The organism is Solibacillus sp. CAU 1738, from assembly GCF_039888725.1.
In the GTDB taxonomy this organism is placed as follows: Bacteria; Bacillota; Bacilli; order Bacillales_A; family Planococcaceae; genus Metasolibacillus.
Genome location: NZ_JBDQQN010000009.1, coordinates 1 through 21,998 on the forward strand (window position 1 = coordinate 1; position 21,998 = coordinate 21,998).

16 protein-coding genes and 1 pseudogene are annotated in these 21,998 nt (G+C 35.0%); 13 read left to right on the forward strand and 4 right to left on the reverse strand.

Going from position 1 to position 21,998, the window contains the following annotated elements; all coding sequences use genetic code 11:
• Both AAFN87_RS20110 and AAFN87_RS18355 read left to right on the forward strand, forming a co-directional pair.
• A pseudogene (locus tag AAFN87_RS20110) lies at positions 1–94 on the forward strand (IS21-like element ISCbo2 family helper ATPase IstB); the annotation flags it as partial.
• Positions 95–257: 163 nt separating this feature from the next.
• Positions 258–767 (forward strand): YfiT family bacillithiol transferase, encoded by a 510-nt coding sequence (locus AAFN87_RS18355; protein WP_347792512.1) that lies wholly within the window; start codon positions 258–260, stop codon positions 765–767.
• 376 nt (positions 768–1,143) lie between these two features.
• Here AAFN87_RS18355 and AAFN87_RS18360 read toward each other — a convergent pair whose 3' ends face one another.
• Both AAFN87_RS18360 and AAFN87_RS18365 read right to left on the reverse strand, forming a co-directional pair.
• Positions 1,144–1,344 carry a cold-shock protein gene (locus AAFN87_RS18360; protein ID WP_347791106.1) on the reverse strand — a complete coding sequence of 67 codons (201 nt, stop codon included), beginning with the start codon at positions 1,342–1,344 and terminating at the stop codon, positions 1,144–1,146.
• Positions 1,345–1,969: 625 nt separating this feature from the next.
• Positions 1,970–2,230, reverse strand: coding sequence for a translation initiation factor 2 (locus tag AAFN87_RS18365; RefSeq protein ID WP_347792513.1), 261 nt, complete (start codon positions 2,228–2,230; stop codon positions 1,970–1,972).
• A 329-nt stretch (positions 2,231–2,559) separates the two neighbouring features.
• Between AAFN87_RS18365 and AAFN87_RS18370 the strand changes: the two genes are divergently transcribed.
• The 10 genes from AAFN87_RS18370 to AAFN87_RS18415 all read left to right on the forward strand — a co-directional run bounded on the left by AAFN87_RS18370 (position 2,560) and on the right by AAFN87_RS18415 (position 16,914).
• Positions 2,560–3,528 (forward strand): tRNA dihydrouridine synthase, encoded by a 969-nt coding sequence (locus tag AAFN87_RS18370; RefSeq protein WP_347792598.1) that lies wholly within the window; start codon positions 2,560–2,562, stop codon positions 3,526–3,528.
• A 356-nt stretch (positions 3,529–3,884) separates the two neighbouring features.
• Complete coding sequence (locus tag AAFN87_RS18375) at positions 3,885–4,574, forward strand: response regulator transcription factor (RefSeq protein ID WP_347792514.1); 690 nt, start codon at positions 3,885–3,887, stop codon at positions 4,572–4,574.
• Complete coding sequence (locus AAFN87_RS18380) at positions 4,571–5,839, forward strand: HAMP domain-containing sensor histidine kinase (RefSeq protein WP_347792515.1); 1,269 nt, start codon at positions 4,571–4,573, stop codon at positions 5,837–5,839. The genes AAFN87_RS18375 and AAFN87_RS18380 overlap by 4 nt, the downstream gene beginning before the upstream one ends.
• Positions 5,840–5,959: 120 nt before the next feature.
• Complete coding sequence (locus AAFN87_RS18385) at positions 5,960–6,721, forward strand: ABC transporter ATP-binding protein (RefSeq protein WP_347792516.1); 762 nt, start codon at positions 5,960–5,962, stop codon at positions 6,719–6,721.
• Between the two features lie 10 nt (positions 6,722–6,731).
• Positions 6,732–9,068 carry an ABC transporter permease gene (locus AAFN87_RS18390; RefSeq protein WP_347792599.1) on the forward strand — a complete coding sequence of 779 codons (2,337 nt, stop codon included), beginning with the start codon at positions 6,732–6,734 and terminating at the stop codon, positions 9,066–9,068.
• A 459-nt stretch (positions 9,069–9,527) separates the two neighbouring features.
• Complete coding sequence (locus AAFN87_RS18395) at positions 9,528–10,034, forward strand: DUF2165 family protein (RefSeq protein ID WP_347792517.1); 507 nt, start codon at positions 9,528–9,530, stop codon at positions 10,032–10,034.
• Positions 10,035–10,255: 221 nt separating this feature from the next.
• Entirely contained in the window at positions 10,256–12,340 is a 2,085-nt protein-coding gene (locus AAFN87_RS18400) for a methyl-accepting chemotaxis protein (RefSeq protein WP_347792518.1), read from the forward strand.
• Positions 12,341–12,596: 256 nt separating this feature from the next.
• The gene (locus AAFN87_RS18405; RefSeq protein ID WP_347792519.1) at positions 12,597–13,844 is read left to right on the forward strand and encodes an MFS transporter; all 1,248 of its coding nucleotides are present in this window, start codon (positions 12,597–12,599) and stop codon (positions 13,842–13,844) included.
• Between the two features lie 5 nt (positions 13,845–13,849).
• Positions 13,850–15,157 carry an alkaline phosphatase family protein gene (locus AAFN87_RS18410; protein WP_347792520.1) on the forward strand — a complete coding sequence of 436 codons (1,308 nt, stop codon included), beginning with the start codon at positions 13,850–13,852 and terminating at the stop codon, positions 15,155–15,157.
• Between the two features lie 548 nt (positions 15,158–15,705).
• The gene (locus tag AAFN87_RS18415) at positions 15,706–16,914 is read left to right on the forward strand and encodes an MFS transporter (protein WP_347792521.1); all 1,209 of its coding nucleotides are present in this window, start codon (positions 15,706–15,708) and stop codon (positions 16,912–16,914) included.
• 205 nt (positions 16,915–17,119) lie between these two features.
• On the opposite strand, the gene AAFN87_RS18420 is transcribed toward AAFN87_RS18415, so the two are convergent.
• Positions 17,120–18,073, reverse strand: coding sequence for an NHL repeat-containing protein (locus AAFN87_RS18420; RefSeq protein WP_347792522.1), 954 nt, complete (start codon positions 18,071–18,073; stop codon positions 17,120–17,122).
• Positions 18,074–18,585: 512 nt separating this feature from the next.
• Here AAFN87_RS18420 and AAFN87_RS18425 point away from each other — a divergent pair.
• Positions 18,586–19,170 (forward strand): helix-turn-helix domain-containing protein, encoded by a 585-nt coding sequence (locus AAFN87_RS18425; RefSeq protein WP_347792523.1) that lies wholly within the window; start codon positions 18,586–18,588, stop codon positions 19,168–19,170.
• A gap of 291 nt (positions 19,171–19,461) precedes the next feature.
• Here AAFN87_RS18425 and AAFN87_RS18430 read toward each other — a convergent pair whose 3' ends face one another.
• On the reverse strand, positions 19,462–21,627 hold the full coding sequence (locus AAFN87_RS18430) for a YhgE/Pip family protein (RefSeq protein ID WP_347792524.1): 2,166 nt from the start codon (positions 21,625–21,627) through the stop codon (positions 19,462–19,464).
• Between the last annotated feature and the right edge of the window lie 371 nt (positions 21,628–21,998).

A 21,998-nucleotide genomic window follows, 5' to 3' on the forward strand; every position in this document is an offset into this window, starting at 1 on the left:
AATATTAGACCGTGTTTTACATCACGCAACGGTTGTAACAGTCGTAGGCAGCTCGTATCGAATGAAGGGGCATTTAGCGAAAGAAAACGAGTGATTTTGTACAAGCTTACGCAAGCGAAAGTGTACATAATTGTGTTGACATTTATAGGGTATTTGTAGTCTTTGTGTTAAAAGTTTACAAAATATAAGCCGGTTGTTATATTAAGTGTTAACACTGAAAAAATAGTAAAAAAAGAATAGGGAAGAGGGGTTTGAAAATGGATGTAAGATACCCAATTGGCAAATTACAAGTTCCTGAAAAAGTAACACTTGAACATGTTCAAGAATGGTTAAAGCAAATCGAAACATACACAATTCGATTAAGAGAAACTGTTGATGCTTTAAGTGATGAGGAATTAAGCAAAACTTATCGTGAAGGTGCATGGAATGTCCGTCAACTTGTACATCACATTGCAGATTCTCAGTTGAATATGTATCAACGCTTGAAGCTTGCTTTAACAGATAACAATCCAACAGTTCCAGCTTTTGATGAAGAGAAGTGGGCTGTTCAACCGGATACAGAGCTTCCTGTAGAAAGTTCTATTAAAATGTTAGAAGGCATAAATGAGCGTATCGTATCTTTAGGACAAAATTTATCTGAAGAGCAATTAGATCGAGCATTTACTCACCAAACAAACGGCAAAATAACAGTTTCAACTAAAGTTGCAAAATTAGCTTGGCACGAAGAGCATCATTTGGCTCATATAAAATTTGCACTATCAAAATAATTAAACTTTAATATATAAAGTGAATCTTCAATCAGTGGGGGTCTTACTGCCCTTTAGTCTGCGATAAAACTAGCATCGATTTATTTTATTTCAGGTGAGTCTACTACGTCTTAATATCATATACACCAGCATCAGCCACATTGTGAAGTGGTCGTATGGTTAGAGTGAGCATAATGAAAAAAGAACGAATTTCTGAGGGGAGAATTCGTTCTTTTTCTTGTTGTTTTAACAAAGGAAAGATATTTTCGTAGAAGTTATTATGCTAACAACGCAGTTTAGTTGAACAAATGATTTTATTAAAAATTCTTTGGAGAAAGAGAAAAGGATGCAACTCTGTAAATTACAGAATTACATCCTCTTTCTAGGAAAAGGTTAATTATCCTTTTTGAACGTTAGTTGCTTGAGGACCGCGTTGTCCTGCTTCAACGTCAAACGTTACTGGTTGACCTTCTTCTAAAGATTTGAATCCTTCGCCTTGGATAGCTGAGAAATGTACGAATACATCTTCGCCACCTTCACGTTCGATAAATCCAAAACCTTTTTCTGAGTTAAACCATTTTACTGTACCTTTTTCCATGAGAAAAAACCTCCGTTGCGTAATCCGCTTTTTGTTACTATTCTTGCTCAATACATAAGACGAAAATCACAGATTTGCAACTTAGTAAAGTCAAAAATAACTTTCTTATAAGATAGCATTACTCAAAAAAAATTTCAATTAGGAGGAGTAAAAAATTTTTAAAAAAAATGTGACAGAATCAGCTATTGGTTTGCAAATAATACACTTAAACAAACGGAAGCTTCTTATTATATAGTTCACCCATAACTTTCTGGTTGAACTTTTTTATTCAGATTTAAGCTATTAGTAGTCAGGGTAGAACGTACGGGGGCGTGGGACATTGATTCCTTAAACTAACTGGTCAACCCCTACTTGTAGAATTATGTTTCAGGCTGGTTGGACTTAGATCTCGTATAACAAGCGAAGCTATATACTATTTTGAGGTAATAGGGGTTACTGTTGAATACGGTGAAGGAGGAGAAAAAATGAATCCAGTAGTGGGTATTGATATCTCTAACGATGAAAGTGAGTCCGCCATTACAGTTGTCCCTTGTTCTTTGAAAATAAAAAGCCACAGCAAAGTCTATATTGAATAATTCCTCAAACAAATACTTAGAGAAAAAGAAGCGGCTTTGAGTGCTGCATTTTATTTCATTATCCGTTTGATTTTTTTTAGCTCATTTATTAAATAGTCTATCTGCTTTTCAATGTCTTCTATCTGTTTTGATTGTTCGTTCGAGCTTCGAGAACCTTGTTTTTTTTCTAAAGCTTCTAGTGCAAGTCCAGCAGCAACAGCTTGTAATCCATCACCTAATGTAGAAATAGATGCGCCAATAAATGTAAGTCTAGCAATATGAATTTCCTGTGATTCAGAGGATTGTTTTAAATTTTTTCTATTGTCATTCATCTTATATATCCTCCTTATCAAAAGTAAATGGTCTTAACTGCATCATATGTATTTTTTGTATTAAAGGTGAGGGCATTATAAAAAATGAAGTTTATGAAGGGAAAATAAAAAAATGCAGCATCTATTGACACTGCAACTTCATATAACCATTTCCTATTCAGGACCGATTTTCATAATAGTTTTTCCAAAATAATAAACGTCCTAATGTACTTGTGTTTGATAATAAGTTATGAAGCATGATATAAGTGTAGAAGAAGTTGAACAATGGACTTTATATTTTTGGACGAGAGTTTGAAGTTGTATTCATAGTGAGAGGATTTGAGTTTAAATTGAAAGAGAATTTTTGGCGTGATTTACCACGACCATTTTTTGTACTTGCACCAATGGAAGATGTGACAGATGTTGTTTTTCGTCACGTAGTAAGTAAAGCCGGTCGACCGGATGTATTTTTTACAGAGTTTACAAATTCGGATAGCTATTGTCATCCAGAGGGCATGAAAAGTGTGCGTGGCCGTTTGATTTTTACAGAAGATGAACAGCCAATGGTGGCACATATTTGGGGGGACAATCCCGAATATTTCCGTCAAATGAGTATTGGCATGGCTGAGCTAGGATTTAAAGGCATCGATATTAATATGGGCTGCCCTGTACCGAATGTGGCAACGAGAGGGAAAGGTAGCGGACTTATTTTGCGCCCGGACGTTTCGGCAGAACTTATTCAAGCAGCAAAAGCGGGTGGACTGCCTGTCAGCGTAAAAACACGACTTGGCTATAACGATGTAAATGAGTGGGAGGAGTGGCTAACACATATTTTACAGCAGGATATTGCGAACCTTTCTATTCATTTGCGTACAAGAAAGGAAATGAGCCAAGTAGATGCACATTGGGAGCTAATTCCGGAAATCAAAAAATTACGTGACCGTATCGCACCAAATACGCTACTAACAATTAACGGAGACATCCCTGATCGTGAAACAGGACTTAAGCTGGCTGAACAATATGGTATAGATGGCGTTATGATCGGGCGCGGTATTTTTAAAAATCCTTTCGCTTTTGAAAAAGAGCCAAAAGAGCATAGCAGTAAAGAGTACCTTGATCTTTTAAGATTGCAACTCGATCTTCAAGATCAATATGCAGAAGTACTGCCACGTTCAATCACAGGGCTGCATCGCTTTTTCAAAATCTATGTCAAAGGATTCCGTGGAGCTGGAGAATTGCGTAATCAATTGATGAACACGAAATCAACAGATGAAGTGCGTGCATTGCTTGATAGCTTTGAGTTAAACAATGAAGAGTGACCGTGGTCGGTAAAATGATGTAACCGCAAAAAAGTTAGAGCTTATTAAGCGGTAAGTTGGTTAGGATGAATGTGGTATTAAACCTACAAACACCACATATGTCGCCATACACACTCTACACATTTGAAGCGAACACGGATAGAGCTATAATAATTAAACCCTTGAAAATCCTTGTTAATGGATATTTCAAGGGTTGTTTTTATAGTGTGAACTGAATTTTAAGTAATTAAACGATTTCAGGCAACAGGAAGATTTTTGGGAATTATAACCCGTTAATTTACACTCACTTGTTGATATTTAATGTATACTTTAAATACCTTAAACAAGTAAGGGAGTATTTTTCTGGGAGAATTGCGATGAAATACGATTGTTTAATTGTTGATGATGAGATCGCTTTAGCTGAAACAACTTGTGAATATTTTAATATGTTTGAAGTTAATACCGCATTTGTAGATAGTGCAGAGGAGTGTAGGCGTTTTTTGGAAGAACATGAACCGTCAGTGATTCTTCTAGACATTAACCTCGGTAATGAATCTGGTTTTGATTTATGTAAAAAGTTGCGTAAAACAACGCAGATACCGATTTTATTTATAAGTGCACGCTCTAGTGATGACGACGTTTTGATTGCGCTTAATATCGGTGGGGACGATTATATACAAAAGCCATATACACTGAGTATTTTACTAGCAAAAGTAAAAGCAGTACTTAAAAGATATGGTGTTAGTTCGAGTAATGAGCAAGAAGTTTTAGAATTTGGACAGATCCAAATTGATACGAAACTTCATCGCGTTCGGGTAAATCGTCAGGACATTCAGCTAAAAACGATGGAATATAAACTGCTGTCTTATTTAGCGAAAAATAAAAATCGTATCATTACAAAAGATGAATTGTTTCGAAATGTGTGGGGAGATTCCTTTGTAGGGGATGGAACTCTGAACGTACATATTCGCCATTTACGCGAGAAAATTGAAGAGAATCCAAAGGACCCGCAATTTATAAAAACGATATGGGGAACAGGCTATGTATTAGAGGACTCCAAGCAATGAGAATAAAACTGCTAATGGTCATAGTTTTCGTTATTTTTGCTGCAGGAATCTCTTTCTCAATTATTATGATTAACAATAAAAATATTTCAGAAGTAAATATTGTAGCCATTAATGACGTAGTAAAAACCGTTGAAAAAAATTGGGAACAAATTAATAATGAAACATTTAATAACAGCGGCTTTCAACAACCACTTACGATTATAGATAATTATGAAAATGTAATTTATCAAACACCTAGTATGCAGTTTAATACAATATACGATGCTATTAAAAATAGAGATTCAATACTAGATGTGAAGCATAATGATGAGGTTGTCGGGAAAATTATAATCCGCAATAACGATCACGAAATAATACAACAAATGAAAAAGGAACTAGTTATATCCTTCAGTTTAATCGTTGGTCTAGTAATGCTTGTTAGTATTATTTATTATGTCTACATTTACAGAACGATCTTGAAACCTTTTCAGCAGCTTCAACATTTCGCAGCCAATGTCGCTAGAGGTAATCTAGATATTTCTTTAAATATGGAAAAAAATAATTATTTTGGTGCATTCACGGAAAGCTTTGATTTATTACGTGAGGAACTTTATGCTGCTCGTCAAAGAGAGTATGAATCTAATCGTAGTAAGAAGGAGCTTGTGGCTACATTAAGCCATGATATTAAGACGCCTATTGCTTCAATTAAAGCGGTAAGTGAGTTAATGCTTCTGCAAGTAAAAGATGAAAAAATGATTAAGCACGTAAATACAATCAATTCGAAAGCGGAGCAAGTTAACTTACTTGTTACGGATATGTTTCATGCCACTTTAGAAGAACTACAACAGTTAAAATTAACAGTAACTGAGCAATCGAGTGAAGTACTTGTTGAAATGATTGAAAATGTAAATTATGATCAACAAATCGAATATGACCCAATTCCACCATGTATTATTTTAACCGATCCCGTACGTATGCAGCAGGTAATCGATAATATTGTAAGTAATTCATATAAGTATGCTGGCACAAATATTTCGATCACGTCTCAAATCCATCAAGGTTATCTTGAGCTACGAATTCGAGATTTTGGACGGGGAATTAACGAAGAAGAATTGCCTCTACTGTTCAATAAATATTATCGAGGCAAAAATGTCGAAGGTAAGAATGGTTCAGGACTGGGTCTCTATATATCGAGGTACTTCATGGACAATATGCAAGGCCAAATTAACTGTTACAATCGAGATGACGGTTTTACAGTAGTCTTGAAAATAAAGTTAGCTAGTTAATTAAGGAACAATTAAGAATCGCACAAAGATTTAATAAGAATTCATTTTGTATGATAAGACTGTAATCTTCATTACGGTCTTTTTTCTTTGAGATGAAAATACAAAAGGGAGTGAAAAAACATGACTAAGACAATTATTAAAACAGAAAAGCTTTGTAAAACCTTTTCGAGCGGTGGAATTCAGCAGCATGTTTTAAAAAATTTAGATATCAGTTTATTTGACGGGGATTTTACGATCATCATGGGTAGTTCTGGATCTGGGAAATCCACTTTACTTTACGCAATGAGTGGTATGGATAAGCCAACGTTAGGTGAAATCGATTTTGCCGGAAAAAATATAACTAAATTAAACAACGATCAGCTCGCGATATTTAGAAGAAACCATTGTGGCTTTGTGTTTCAACAAATCTATTTACTAGACAATATGAGTGTACTAGATAATGTTCTGGCAAGTGGTCTTTTAGTAAATAAGAATAAGCGTGAACTCGCGCAAAAAGCCAAAGAATTATTAATACAAGTAGGAATCAATGACAACGCATGGTCTAAATTTCCGACACAGCTTTCTGGTGGTGAGGCGCAACGAGTTGGAATTGTTCGTGCATTGATTAACAGTCCGCAAATACTATTTGCAGATGAGCCAACCGGTGCATTAAACTCTGCTTCTAGTGAAAGTGTGTTAAATGTATTAACAAATGTAAATCAAAATGGGCAAAGTATCGTTATGGTCACTCACGATATGAAAACAGCTTTGCGTGGAAATCGAATTTTATTTTTGCGAGATGGTGTCATTTGCGGTGATTTACAGTTAGGTAGATACAGTGAACAAAAGAATCTCGAACGGCATGAAAAACTACAACATTTCCTAACAGAAATGAGGTGGTAAGGTGAAAATCATGAACCTAGCCATGGCGAATATTAGGAAAAGCAAATCTGCTACCGTGTCTTTATTTATATTCATTTTAGTTGCTGCGCTACTTCTTAATATTGGCTTAATGGTTATTACTCAACTAAATCCATTTTTTGATAAGAAAGCTGAACAACTAAAAGATCCTCACGCAATACTCATGATGGATGAAGCAAGCTATGATCCAAATTATAAAGACTTCATATCGAACTATTCTGGGGTGACAGAGACAGAAATAGAAGAGACTATCCTTATGAACATTGCCAAATATAATTTTGGGAATAGTGAATTAACTAGCAGTACAGCTATTTTTAATTCAGATGCTACTAGTAATATTGGGGAGTTGAAGTTAGTTGAAAAGCTAAATACTACAAGTGCTAATGATATTTTTATTCCTTACATTTTTAAAACAAACGGTGGCTATGAGTTAGGTGATGACTTTACCCTAACCTATCAAAACAAGGACTATGACTATCGAATTGCTGGATTCTTTGAAACAACAATGATGGGTACGACCAACGTTGGTGTTATGAAATTCATGCTACCAGCCGCTCCCTATCAAATATTAGCAGATGAATTAGACAATTTATCAAAAGGATATGCGATATCTGCATTGATGGAAGACAACACACAATCTACAAAGCTACTTAATGATTTTAATAAAAAGTTTCCTCAATCAGCAGCAGGAGATACAACCTCATATTTTTGGGGATTAGACATTGAAATGGTGAAAAGTGTGAGCATGTTGACCATTAACATTATCGCTACAATATTAGTAGCATTTTCAGCCATTGTCGTGCTTGTTTCACTAATTGTTATTAGGTTCCGTGTTTCGAATAATATTGAAGATGGAATGGCGAATATAGGAGTGTTAAAATCAATTGGCTATACAAGTAGGCAAATTCTTTCGTCAATTATACTTCAATATATATTAATTGCTTTTAGTGCTAGCGTAGTAGGAATTGCATTGTCATATGCTCTTATGCCGTTGATTGGAAGTATTATTTCAACTTTATCAGGATTAATATGGAATCAGTACTTTGATATGGTTGTTAATTGTATCAGTATTTTATTTGTGACGGTTTGTGTTGTAATCGTAACATTAATATCGGCCTTTCGGGTACGAAAAATTCTACCTGTTACGGCACTTCGCGGAGGTATTCAGACTCACAGTTTTAGAAAAAACCACATTCCTTTAGAAAAAGCGAAGGGCGGTCTTCAGTTCTTACTTGCTATTAAGTCAATGCTAGCAAATGTGAAGCAAAATATAATGATAATATTAATCGTGATGTCGCTAACTTTTGCAACAGTCTTTTCAGTAGTGCTGTATTACAACATTTCCTCGGACAAAACCGCATTCGTTAATTTATTTGGCGCGGAACCGTCGAATGTGTTGATATCTGTTAAGCCAGATGCAGATACAAGTGAACTTTTAAGTAACATTGAACAAATGGACCAAGTAAGGAAAGTAAATATATTCGATCTTATTGCAACAAATATTGATGATCAAACCGTATATATGACTGTTACGGATAATTTTAATCAGTTAGAAAATAATATTGTCTACGAAGGTCGCCAGCCAAAATATGAAAATGAAATATCGATCTCATGGGTAGTAGCAAGTCAAATCAATAAAGGAATTGGCGATACGGTTGAAGTAGAATATGGGACTGGAACAGCAAAATTTTTAATAACGGGCCTCAGTCAATCAATTGGTAATTTAGGACAGATAGCCGCATTAACGATGGGTGGCATTCAGCAAGTACAACCAGATTATAAAGGTACTACACTTCATGTATATTTAGACGGAATAGCGAACAAGGACTTTATTAAAAATGTTCAAAAACAGTATGGAGATTATATAGTTGAAACGTTAGATATCGATGAAAATATAGAAAGCCAAACTAGTATGTATACAGATGCAGTATTTGCTGTGATGGTGATCGTTTTGACAATAACTGTTCTAGTTGTTGGACTGATTTTATATCTAGTTATTAAAACGATGATAACAAAGCGAAAGAAAGAATTTGGCGTAATGAAAGCAATTGGTTTTTCAACGATTCAACTGATGAATCAAATATCCATCAGTTTGCTGCCTGTAATCTTTATAGGTGTTAGTATTGGTGGCTTGTTAGGGGTATTTTTCACTAATCCTATGCTTTCTGTCTTACTTTCAAGTGCAGGTGTTAAACGATTAGATTTTATTATTCATCTTCCAATTATTTTAGTGTTTTGCGTAGGAATCCTTATTTTAGCCTACATTGTCTCCATATTTGTATCATTCAAAATTAGGAAAATTTCTGCGTATGGATTAATTACGGAATAGTAGAGATCAGAAAATCAGCATATTTTAGTGTTAAAAATAGCTAAATTTCACTCAAACAAGGAACGAACCCATTCAATAAGCAGACGGTTTAGAAGTGCGATAATTCACTTCTAAATCGTCTGCTTTTACTGTTATTTTATTAATAAAGCTTTTTAATATCAAATATGTATAATTTTTTCAATGAAAACTCTGACAATTACCATCAAATGGTCATATTGACTTGTAAATGGAATTGGTTTAAATTAGTAAATATGGACTGAAGAAGTGTAGGGCATACTAGTCAATAAGTTATTTATTAGTAATTTATTAGAATCGTTGAATAACGTAGAAAGACCGATGAGGTTATTATCGAATACATATGCAAGCGGTTAATTCTATGAATCCTATAATAGAATAGCAATTTTGACTTCTAGAACTAACTTCATCTTAGATTGGAAAAAGAATAGGAGATGGGCTTTTTTGAATTCAATAGCATTAAGATTGTTAAAAACAGTTTCGTTATTACTTGCTGGACTTTTTGGTTTATTTGTATTTGCTGGAAACTTGCTTGACTATAATTCGAATTATGAATATGTTCAACACGTACTTTCAATGGACACAACATTTGAAGGGAATAAATTAATGTGGCGTGCGTTTGAAAGTAGTACTGTACATACAATTGCTTACTGGGGCTTAATTATAGCAGAAGGTGCTTTTAGTTTACTTGCATTCATTGGTGTCTATCATATGTTGAAAAATATTCGTTCAACTGGACGTCAATTTAACCGTGCTAAATCATTTGGATATTATGCATTTATTCTAGGTTTTACCATTTGGTATTTTGGATTCATTGTTATTGGAAGTGAGTGGTTCGCTATGTGGCAATCTCAAATCTGGAATGGAAAAGAGACTGCAATGGATATTACTTCGGTGTGGATCGGCTTTGCTATTTTATTAGCACTAAAAGATGAAGATTTAGACGCTTGATTTTTTGCTCTAAATACTTATGAAGTTCTGATAGAAAAGTATGGGAGTAAAAGTAGAGGGCTTTCTAAAAAGTCGAAGTATCGACCTTTCGGAAGGTCCTTCTTTTCGTTTTTTTGTAAAAGAACTTTTTACATCCGTGATAAAAAACGCCATAATACAAGTCTATTGTAGGGAGCTAGGGCTTACATTAGGCATCATAAGATAGAGAGGGGTAAGGAATAATGAAAAAAATGGGGATATTTCAGAGGAATTTAATTTGGACATTAGTTATTTCAATTTCTATATTAGTAATTGCGATTGCTTCCATTAACTATTTTCTAAGCAAAAAGAATTTAGAAATTGAAAAAGAGCAAACGGAACAGTTAATTCAAGAAAATTTGCTAAGTGCGATCGAAAGTTCCAATGTGGCCTATTCCATCATCGAACAATCTCTTTCTGAGAAAATGTTGTCATTTACGAATATACTGCAAAATGAGTACAAAGAGAATCCCGATGTTGCCTCTTGGGATTTAGAAGCATTCAAAAATCGTTTTGATGGTTTTGATATTTTTATAATTAACGATCAGTTTGTCATTGAATATGCAACACGAAAAGATGATTTAGGACTTGATTTTAAAGAACTTGGTCTAGGAGATTTACTTCAGCAGCGAATGGACGCGGGTACTTTTATCGCAGACCGTTTAGAAATTAGCGAAGCGACAAAAGAGACAAATAAGTTCAGTTATACAGCTACATATGATAAGAAGTACATGATTCAAATTGCTGCAACAGCAGATAAATTTTCTGACTTGATTCAATCATTAGACTTGGAAAAGGTAACATCCGATTTACAAAATGAATATGCATTTGTGAAAGACGTCGGCATTTATACAATTAATATCGATGGAGTACCTTCCTACTCGATGAATAAAAAGGATGAAGATGGAAAAGCTGCTCTACTCCCTGAATCACTAGTAAAATCAGCCGAAGAGGCAATTGTTGATAATAAAGAAAAAGTATTAAGAAACGTGGATGGAAATTCTGGGGTCGTTTATAAATTCATTCCCCAAATCAATTTAGAAGCAAATGATGAAAATAAATATAGAGAATCACGTTTACTTGTTGTAGCATATGACGACAATTTTTACACGGATAGATTAAAAATTAATAATCTAACTGTTTTCATAATGGTAATCGTTTCAGTCATTGTTGCTATTATTTTATCCATTGTAATTGGACGACGAGTGTCTAAGCCAATTCATCAATTCAGTCAAGTTATCGACCAAACGGCACAATTGAATTTTACTGATAATGAACAAATATCTAATTTGCTGAAGCGAAAAGACGACTTTGGCTTGTTAGCTGTGCAGTATGAAGAGATGTTATCTTCTGTACGGAAAGCATTTGAAAAAGTAATTAGCTCATCTGATCAATTGCTAGCAATGTCTAGTGAGTTTACTGCTAGTGCAGATGAAACGAAAATTGCATCTGTTCAAATTTCCAATTCCGTACAACAAATCGCTTTGGAAACAGAAGGTCAAACTAAGACTGTCCAGCATGCGGTTTCAGATCTTGGAACAATTATTGGCGAAGTAAGTAAACTGTCTGAAAGTATAAATAAGATGAACGAGCTCGCCCAACATACAGTATCAATTTCTACTAACGGAAATACTAGTGTTAAGGATACTGAAAAAAGTATGGAACAGATTAATAATTATACGAAGCAATCTAAAGGAATTGTAGTTGAATTGAATGAAAAATCAACACAAATTGAAAACTTCTCGTCTTTCATTACATCTATTGCGGAACAGACAAATTTATTAGCTCTAAATGCGGCAATTGAGTCAGCACGTGCTGGAGAAGCGGGGAAAGGTTTTGCAGTTGTTGCCGATGAAGTTCGGAAATTAGCTGAAGAATCAAGTAATGCAGCTAATCATATCCGCCAATTGATTAATGAAATCAAGCATAATATTTCACAAACGATGGACAGTATGACAGATAGTTATGAGGCTGTGAAAAAAGGCTCCACTTTAGTCAATGATACGGGTGAAGCTTTTGAAAAAATATTGCATGCGGTTAAAGATGTATCTGAACATACTTCAGAAGCTACGTCCATCTCCAAAGAAGTAGAGAATATCATAGCTAACTTGCAGAAGTCTGTTCAACAAATTTCATCATTGTATGAAAACTTAGCATCTTACTCAGTAGAAATTGCAGCATCGACGGAAGAACAAACTGCTACGGTTGAAGATGTTTCTGTTGCAGCCAATCATTTATCCAATATAGCAGAGGACTTAAAAAATGAAATTGGGAAGTTCACTGTGTAAAATTGAAGGCATTTCAAGCTTATTTAAATTATAAGTATAGGTCATTTGTTTTTTCCTAACTAAAATACAAAAATCAGTTTCTAAAAGGGCTATCCTATAAGTTTTTACTTATGGGATGGCCCTTTTTCTACTTCTCCGCGAATTACTCAAATAAACCCCTTTTACATTAACTGAAAATTAACAAAACATTTAATCATTCTAATATTGAGAGAATGATATAATAATTATAAATAAGTAATAAAGGGGGAGCGGATGGATGAAGTTAAGCAGGGAAGAAAAATCGTGGATTCTGTATGATTGTGGTAATTCAGCGTATTCGATAGCAATTACGACGGCCTTGTTTCCGATTGTATTCGGCATGTTTAAGGATACAAATAGTATGGATCTTGGCTACTTTAATTCATTAGCAAGTATTCTTATTGCGGTACTGAGCCCGGTTTTAGGAACGATAGCTGATTATAAAGATAAGAAAAAACGCTTCTTTATCTTTTTTGCATTACTTGGCATTATAGCGACGTTTTCGTTTGCATTTATTTCGCCTGACAGTGGTCAGTGGCAGCTTTTAATTTTACTTTACGTTTTATCGGCAATAGGCTTTGCTGGCGCGAATATTTTTTATGATTCCTTCTTAGTAGATGTCACAAGCGATGAAAGAATGGATAAAGTGTCAACAAGCGGCTTTGCTTACGGTTATATAAGCAGCGTTATTCCATTCGCGATTAGTCTTGTAGTCATTTTATTTATGGGGATGGATAAGGCAATTGGGTATCAAATTGGTTTTATGATTACAGCACTTTGGTGGGGATTACTGACGATTCCAATGGTGAAAGATGTGCATCAGCGTTACTTTATTGAGCCAGAACCGAAGCCTGTCGTAAATAGCTTTAAGAGACTGGGAAAAACATTTTTACAAATCAAAAATTATAAAGTAGTTTTTGTATTTTTAATCGCTTATTTCTTTTATATCGATGGAGTAGATACGATTATTAAAATGGTCGTTCCTTATGCGACAAGTGTGTTAGGGGATGATGCATTCAATACGTTCACTTTACTTGGCATTTTATTAATTATCCAAATCATTGCTTTTCCATGTGCGCTCCTATATGGGAATTTAGCTAAAAAATATTCAGCTAGACCACTGATTATCGTTGGAATTCTTACTTACATTATCTCTTGTGTAGCAGCCTTTTTCATTTCTTCTTTATGGCATATTTTCATTCTTGGAGCGTTAATTGGTTCGGCACAAGGAGGAATTCAAGCATTGAGTAGGTCCTATTACGGTAAAATCATTCCAAAAGAAAAGGCTACAGAATTTTTTGGCTTCTACAATATTTTTGGGAAATTCGCAGCTATTATGGGACCATTTTTGATGGCACTGACAACTACATTAACGGGTAACGCTAAATTTAGTATTTTGTCTATTATCCCGTTATTTATTATTGGACTAATAATATTTTTAACTTTACCTAAAGAGAAGAAGTTTGATGCAGAAGCGATAGGGTGATAAATATGAGTTCAAAAGCAAATCAAAAGAAGCATATAATTGTTATATCCTACGATGCATTTTCCGAGGACAATTGGGAGATGGCGAGTAAACAGCCTAATTTATCTAAGCTAATAAAAAACGGTGCCTATACGACGAAGGTGAAGAGTGTCTATCCAACGCTTACTTATGTAATACACGCAACTTATGTAACCGGTGTTTATCCGAATAAACATGGTGTTTATCATAATAACCCGTTCCAGCCGTTTGTAGCTGAGGAAGACCAAAGTTGGCACTGGTTTAGACGCGATATTAAAGTACCGACTGTTTATGACGAGGTAACTAAGCGTGGGATGAGAGTAGCGGGGATTTTATGGCCCGTTTCAGGAAAAGCTAGTATTAACTATAACATTCCTGAAATAAAAGCAATAAAAAATGAAAATCAAGCAATCAAAATATTAAAAAACGGTAGTCCAATCTTTAGTATTGGAATGGAATTAAAATACGGGCGATATCGTAAAGGGATTGAGCAGCCATATCTCGATGATTTTTCAACAATGTGTGCTGTTGATACTATAAAGCATAAAAAGCCAAACCTTCTACTTCTACATTTAATAGAACTGGATGAGGCTAAGCATGCTCTTGGCACAAAGGGGCAACATATCGACCAAGCAATTCAACGTATGGATAAACGGCTAGGCGATATAATGGATGCAGTTGAAGACGCTGGAATTAAAGAGAATACTACCTTTATAGTAGTAGGTGATCATGGACAACTAAATGTGCGATATAAGGTGTATCTCAATCGTCTGCTGAAAGATCACGGGCTCATTTATGAAGAAAATGGTGAAATGAAATGGAGAGCCTATGTGCAAGGTGCAGGTGGAGCTGCTTACTTGCATGTGAAGGAAGGAGATCTGGAAGCTCAAAAAATAGCGCTAGAATTACTAGATCAAGCTCGGGAAGAAAATTGCTACGGAATTGAAAGCATATTTACAAGAAATGACCTTGATGCACTACATGTAGATACTAAATTTCACTACATGATAGAGGCTAAGGAAGGATATGCTTTTGCTGATGCATACGATGAACCAATTATCGTTGATTTGCATGAGCGCGGTATTAAGTATGCGACACATGGCTATTCCCCAAATAAGCCTAATTATACAAGTGCGCTTGTTATTTCAGGGGAAGACATAAAAAATGAATGTGAACTAGGCGACGTAGAAGTAATAGATATTGCACCTACTATCGCGAACATTTTAGGAATCGATTTTCCAAACTGTGACGGAAGAGCTTTGACAGAAATATTTAAAATTAGTGTTAAATTGTAGCTTATGGAACCGTTACTATTGTTAGACATATATAAGCAGACGACTTTAGAAGTTTCATAGTGAAATTCTAAATGCGTCTGCTTTTCATATAAAAAAATTTTTTTGCGTAAATTTTTTAATACGTCGGAGTAATCAATCTATCCTTTTTATTGCATCTTTGGGCTTTATGCCTTCTTACTAGTATATGGCACGCATTGTTTGTGATAGCTTTAATATTAATTTTCTTATAGAAAAACGTAAATTAGTATGTTAGAATAACAAATAAAAATAATGATCCTTTAATATGGTCCAGAGAGGCTGAAAAGGGCTGCTTGATATTTTAAGTTATTACGTTACTAATATCTTTGTTTAATCATGCCCTTTTGTCTAATCTGACGAAAGGGCTTTTATTTTGCTTTTATAGTTGTAAGTGCACAACTAAAGTACCTCTTTTAATGAAGTCCAGTGAGGCTTTAAAGGAGAATGGAAGAGTTTTAATTAATAGATACATCCATTCATTCGTAAATAAAAGAGATTTATTACATCTAGAAAAACTGGAGGATAGTAGAATGGATTATCGTAAAAAGACCGTGGTCGCATCGGTAGCAGGTTTAACATTAGAAGGCATGGATATCATGTTTATCTCATTTGCTATGACAATGATTATTGCAGAATTTAACATTGATTTAGCAACAGGAGGATTTATTTCTTCTATAACGAATATAGGGATGTTATTAGGTGGAATAATTTTCGGAGTTTTAGCAGATAAGTATGGAAGGGTAAAGGTTTTTACATATACCGTTTTGTTGTTTGCAATCGGTACAGCTTTAACTGGATTAGCAACTAGTATTGAACAAGTATATTTATTTAGATTTATCGCAGGAATTGGTGCTGGAGGAGAATACGGGATCGGAATGGCGCTCGTAGCAGAAGCCTGGCCGAAGAATAAACAAGGGAGAGCGTCTTCGTATGTTAGTGTAGGTGCTCAATATGGTGTTATTTTAGCAGCGTTGCTAAGTGCAATCATCTTACCTACTTTAGGATGGAGAGCATTGTTCTTTGTTGGTGTAGTACCTGTAATTTTTGCCTTTATTGTACGAAAGAATTTAGATGAATCACCGGAGTGGCTAGCTGCTCAGAAGAATAAAAAAATAAATAAAAAAGATGAAAAGGGTAAATTAGTTCAATTGTTTGAAACTCCTCGAACAGCGATTACTACAATCTCCCTGATAATTATGGCAACGGTTCAAATCGCCGGTTATAACGGATTAATGATTTGGCTGCCATCTATGTTGCAACAATCACAAGGTTTATCTGTTTCAAGCTCTGCCATTTGGACAATTAGTACAGCTGTCGGCATGATTATAGGGATGTTAACCTTTGGACTTTTCCTAGATAAATTTGGAGCAAAACGTGCCTTTGGAGTATTCCTTATTGCCTCTGCATGTGCTGTGTTTTTATACTCATATGCAACTGGTAGTGCAGGTGTTTTAATAGGTGGAGCAATTGTCGGATTTTTCTCAAATGGAATGTTTGCCGGGTATGGGGCTTTAATTGGTAGCCTATATCCCGTTCAAATTCGAAGTACGGCAACGAACACGATTTTTAACTTCGGTAGAGCTATAGGAGGTTTTTCTCCAATCCTAGTTGGTTATATTCTACAAAGTTACGATATGAAAGTTGCGATGCTTTACTTAGCAGCCTTATATAGTATTTCCTTTGTTGTTATGATCACCCTTAAAAAAGGTAATTTAGAAAATATGAGAGAAACTATTTAACTAAAATAAAAAATACGTTTATTTAACCATCAATTGAAATGCATCTGCGTTTTAATTGATGGTTTTTTATTATAGATTGATTTGATATTTTACTAAATGGATAAATAATCCTCCTGCTTTTGGTATGAAAGGGGTGTTCAAAATGGCTTTTGAGACAACCCCTTTCATTGTTCTTATAGCTTCGAGTCTATTTCATTAATTCTTTTTACGAATCATAAGCCAAGGTCGCTGAATCTGTATTACCAAAAGTCAGATACCAAGGTGCTCCTAACTGTTTACCTGCAGGTATGAAAACGTCAAAAGTCTTTGACTGAGCATCGTAACGACGTACCGAACCTGTATCTGGTCCAGTTCCAGAAATCGGTACGAACAGTTTTCCACATGGTCCAAACAGGATTGCCATCGCAAAGGCACGTGGTTCACCAACTGTATCAAGATCAATTTTATCTAGAAATTTCCCGCATTTTCCGTCAAAAATAAGAATTTTATCTGTGTCGTTCTCGTCTGCACGAAAACTCGTCACATAAAGGTTGCCATCTGGACCGAAGACTAATCCTTCAGGACGGTGTAGGTTGTTGACGGCATTGCTCTCAATAAACACCTTTATGAATTCTCTTTTCACTGGGTCGAACTGCAATACCCAGCCATCTAGTGGGTCAAAAGGATTGAAGACTGAAACATAAAGCAAACCATCTGGACCGAAAACTACACTTCGTGGAAAGAATGGTCCATTGAAACAAGAGTGATCAAAATTACCGAGAAATTTACCACTAGTGCCATTATAAGCACGCAGTTTTCCTGGTTGAGGTATGTCATCGGGGCTTTGTAAGTCGGCCACATATAAGATATTGTTGTTGGAGAGGACTATGCCTCGAGGAGCAAATGGTGCCCCTTTTTGAACAGAAGTAACAAGTTCGTGTAGAAACGTACCTGTCTTTCCATTGTACTTCAATATATTACCGTTTTGTGGTTGATCCACGTTTTGGTTGGAGACAAGGAGATTGCCCCTACAGTTAAAGATAATACCCCTTGGACCGTGCAATCCACCACATTCTGATGCCACAAAAGTACCAAGGAACTTCCCTGTTGTTGCGTCAAAACGCTTGATAGTATTGTCGCTCGTGTCTCCAATATAAAGAAAATCTCTACAGATACCCAAAAAAACTCCTCCTTTCTATTAATAAATCTTGTAAGTAATAAAATTTCTTATACTTACTTTAATAATCTATGATAACGAGAGTGAATTGGTATGGGTAACCCTCTTGGAGAGTGGCAATATTTTGTGTAAATGAATAAGAATTTATAAAACTCGATAAATAATATGTTAAATATAAAATGGCAAAAAGATTGAGATTTTTTGAAACGAGGATCAATATTCTTTATAAAAATAGAAATGCAAAAGCAATTATATTTTTAACTTTAGAGGCAATATGTAGAGCATTAGAAGGCCAACCTGAGGTTATTTTAAGTAGAGCCAAGGAGAAGATTTTTAATTTTTGACAATGGATAGTTAACGTTCTTATTTCGCTAATGTCGGCTACGTCTTATAAGTAATTTAAGAACGGATTCCTATTTATGGGACTGCGTTCTTATTGTATTTAGTACTCTACGGAGCGTTTGTTGCGGTTAAGATTATTACCAATTATGATAAATGTATCAGGAGGTGAAGAGATGGATAGTAGTAAAATTGGTAATTTAATTTTAAAATTGCGGAAGGAAAAAGGGTTCACACAGAAAGAATTAGCTGATCGGATGAATATTTCTGACCGAACAATTTCAAAATGGGAGCGGGGGCAGGGATGTCCAGACGTATCCCTATTGCCCGATTTGTCTTCCCTCCTCGGTGTAAACATTGAAGATATTCTGGATGGTGAACTTACCACCAATGATTTTGTAGGAGGAAATATGAAAAAATCAAATTATTTTGTATGTACGTCATGTAATAATATTGTTTTATCCACAGGTAACGCAACGATTTCTTGCTGTGGGAGAAAGTTGGATGCTTTAGTGCCGACCAAAGCGATAGACGAAGAGAAGTTGGAGGTTTCACAAATTGAAGATCAGTTGTATATTTCAAGCGACCATCCAATGACTAAAGATCATTATATTTCATTTATTGCTTTTGCTACAGGAGATCAAGTGCAAATTATTAAGCAATATCCGGAATGGGCATTACAAACATACCTTCCTAAGCGTAAACATGGAACTTTGCTTTGGTACTGCACACAACACGGCCTATTTTATCAACTGATTTAACAGGAGGATGGTGCAAATCAAACCCCCAGTGCAGCAACTTACAAAGGTCGGGTGCATAGTTGGAGTTAGAATAAGACGGCCATTAAAATCGGGAAAATAGAAATGCAGACGATTTAGAAAAACGCTAAGGAGCGCTTTTAAATCGTCTGTTTCTAATTGTACATTTATTTCTGAAACCATTTAGCTCTACCATAACTTATAGTGATTATTTTGCTTCAGTTAATTTGTACAACTTTTTTAGTAATTAAGCACTTCTAATCACACTACTATTAGAAAGAGTTTTTTTATATGTCATTCATCAATTAGACCGCTTTCTTTAAACTTTTCTGAGAATTTTGCAACCTGTGCTCTTAATGGTGCCTTCCATGCAAGTCCAATCACTAAAAATACGACAAAATATCCGAGTAAGATAGCAGCGTTTTCAAAAAGCACACTCCAAAGAACGCCACCTACTGCTTCTCTCATGCCTGCTATTGCATAAGTAAAAGGCAGCATGGGATTGATCGTTTGAAAAAATTCTGGCATAACTTCAATAGGGAATGTCCCTCCAGAGGCAGATATTTGTAGCACTAAAAGAATCATCGCAATCGCTTTTCCAATATTCCCAAAAACTGAAACTAACGTGTAGACAATCATGCAAAAAACGATGCTAATAAAAACACCATATAAAATAAAAAGGGTCTTATTCACAACATAAGCCTTAAGTAAATATAAATCACCTAACGTTACAATCAATGCTTGTAATACCGCTATAGTTACAAAGGTGAGGTATCTTCCAATATAAGCTTTTCGAATACCCGAATTATTCACTTTTTCTGAAGGTGAAATGGCATTTACAGAAAGTAAGGATACTAATATTAATGCTCCTACCCATAAGGACAAAGTAGTGAAAAATGGCGACATGGCAGAACCATAGTTGGGTATTGCATATACACTGTTTTGCTTTATATCCACTGGAGATGCTAAAAATTCTGCTTCCTTTTTGGCCTCTAGTCGTAAAAGTCTTAGAATTTCATTGAACTGCTGTTCTTGGTTTAACGTTTTTAATTTTTGTGCAGTGGACTGAATGGAATTTCCGATTAAAGGAAGTTCTTTTCTTAAGTATTCAATATCTTTAATGCCAATATTTAAGGTAGAGTTTGCTGTATTTAATACGTCCTCCAATACAGGGAAATCTCTGTTAGCGTCTTGCAAAAGCTTATTAGTATTATTAACGACAGAAATAGCTTCATTGATGGTTTTATCCACGGAGGGAGCAATAGTGCTGTCATAGCTTTGTACCATATTGTCTAATGCATTTCCTAAAGCTTGGGAATCATTTTTTAGTTTTGTCAGAAGATCTAAGGAAATCTGCTTTTTATTATCGATATCGTTTATGATCATGTCAGTTGTTTCAAATAAGTTTTGGAGTTGATTTTCTTGTGTTTGCCAACTATCTAAAGTAGCTGAAAGGTTATTAGTGTTCGTTATCGTATTTAAAGAATTAATATAATCCGATAAATTGGATATCGTTTTTTGAGCTTGTGCGTAATGATCTCTAGCTGCTACTAGAAGGTCTCTAGCCTCTGTGGGAGCAGATTCAATCAAGGTTATGGTGTTAGTAATAAAAGTATTGGAAATCTCAGTAGCAGTTTTCAAACCTGTCATACTATCTATGATATAAGGATTAACATTACCTAAGGCATCCTTAACTCTATTCAAAAATTCCCTACTTTTTATAGCTGTGTCTGAAGCTTTAATTACCGTATCTTTAATTAAGGGCATATTTGACTGAACGTGGTTAACGACGGTCTGTAAAGTGACAGCTCCTTCATAAGCATCATTTACGACTTTGTTTATGGCAGGTATTTTTTGATCAACCTCATAAATAATATCGATTAAGTGCTCAATCTGGGGTTTTTTTTCTGTTAATTCCACACTGAGCGTGTTAAAAATGTTGAATATCAGGTAATTTACTGTTTCTACAATGTTGGAAGTTACTTGTTGTTGAATTGTTGTTACTCCGCTTTTCGTTATTTTAGGTGCAACTGCATTTTTCTTTTCGTTTACTGTATAAATTAATTCTGCTTTATGGGGTTGGTTTTGAGTAATGCTAACGATATTTTGTGAAAAATCCTCTGGTATCGTTATACTAGCGTAATACTTGCCGTACCTCACACCATTATCTGCTTCTTCTTTATTTACAAATCTCCAACCGATACTTTCATTTTCTTTCAGTTTATCTATAAGCTCATTTCCAGTGTTAAAGCTCCTTCCTTGATATACAGCCCCTTTGTCATTATTCACTAAAGCAACTAAAATCCCACTAGTATTGCTATAAGGATCCCAGGAGGCTTTTATATTGAACCAAGCATATAAAGAGGGAAGAATAATTAATGCCAAAATAACTATTAATGCAACCCAGTTAGAAAGGATGTTTCGAAAATCTTTTTTATAGATGGCCAGTATAGTCTTCATTTTATGCACCCTTTTACAAGTGATTTTTTATGCCAAGGATTAACTACTATTGCAAATTCAAATCGTCATACATGGAGCTTAGTGTACAGTAAAAGTGAAATTATTATGTATGCCGTTTGTGAAAAAATAATCGAGGACTAAATGTGGCATTATCTGAAGAAAAATGAGAATCTGATAAAATCCACCTTATACTACGGTTGAGGTGAAGAAGATGTTATACACAGTTTATGATAGGAACGTTTCAGTTGGAGCCGATACAAGAAGATGCAAAACGAAATTGTTGAAATTTTAAAAAACTAATTTAGGCTTAAACAGTAGTTGATGGGGCGGCGACCAGAGCCCCATCAAGCTTTTTGTATAAGGCTTATAGG

Bases quoted from the DNA above. Each gene is read 5' to 3' on its own strand.
- AAFN87_RS18415 (WP_347792521.1), top strand. From the start codon at position 15,706: ATGGATTATCGTAAAAAGACCGTGGTCGCATCGGTAGCAGGTTTAACA.
- AAFN87_RS18400 (WP_347792518.1), top strand. From the start codon at position 10,256: ATGAAAAAAATGGGGATATTTCAGAGGAATTTAATTTGGACATTAGTT.
- AAFN87_RS18430 (WP_347792524.1), bottom strand. From the start codon at position 21,627: ATGAAGACTATACTGGCCATCTATAAAAAAGATTTTCGAAACATCCTT.
- AAFN87_RS18375 (WP_347792514.1), top strand. From the start codon at position 3,885: ATGAAATACGATTGTTTAATTGTTGATGATGAGATCGCTTTAGCTGAA.
- AAFN87_RS18360 (WP_347791106.1), bottom strand. From the start codon at position 1,344: ATGGAAAAAGGTACAGTAAAATGGTTTAACTCAGAAAAAGGTTTTGGA.
- AAFN87_RS18385 (WP_347792516.1), top strand. From the start codon at position 5,960: ATGACTAAGACAATTATTAAAACAGAAAAGCTTTGTAAAACCTTTTCG.
- AAFN87_RS18425 (WP_347792523.1), top strand. From the start codon at position 18,586: ATGGATAGTAGTAAAATTGGTAATTTAATTTTAAAATTGCGGAAGGAA.
- AAFN87_RS18365 (WP_347792513.1), bottom strand. From the start codon at position 2,230: ATGAATGACAATAGAAAAAATTTAAAACAATCCTCTGAATCACAGGAA.
- AAFN87_RS18410 (WP_347792520.1), top strand. From the start codon at position 13,850: ATGAGTTCAAAAGCAAATCAAAAGAAGCATATAATTGTTATATCCTAC.
- AAFN87_RS18405 (WP_347792519.1), top strand. From the start codon at position 12,597: ATGAAGTTAAGCAGGGAAGAAAAATCGTGGATTCTGTATGATTGTGGT.
- AAFN87_RS18355 (WP_347792512.1), top strand. From the start codon at position 258: ATGGATGTAAGATACCCAATTGGCAAATTACAAGTTCCTGAAAAAGTA.
- AAFN87_RS18390 (WP_347792599.1), top strand. From the start codon at position 6,732: ATGAACCTAGCCATGGCGAATATTAGGAAAAGCAAATCTGCTACCGTG.
- AAFN87_RS18380 (WP_347792515.1), top strand. From the start codon at position 4,571: ATGAGAATAAAACTGCTAATGGTCATAGTTTTCGTTATTTTTGCTGCA.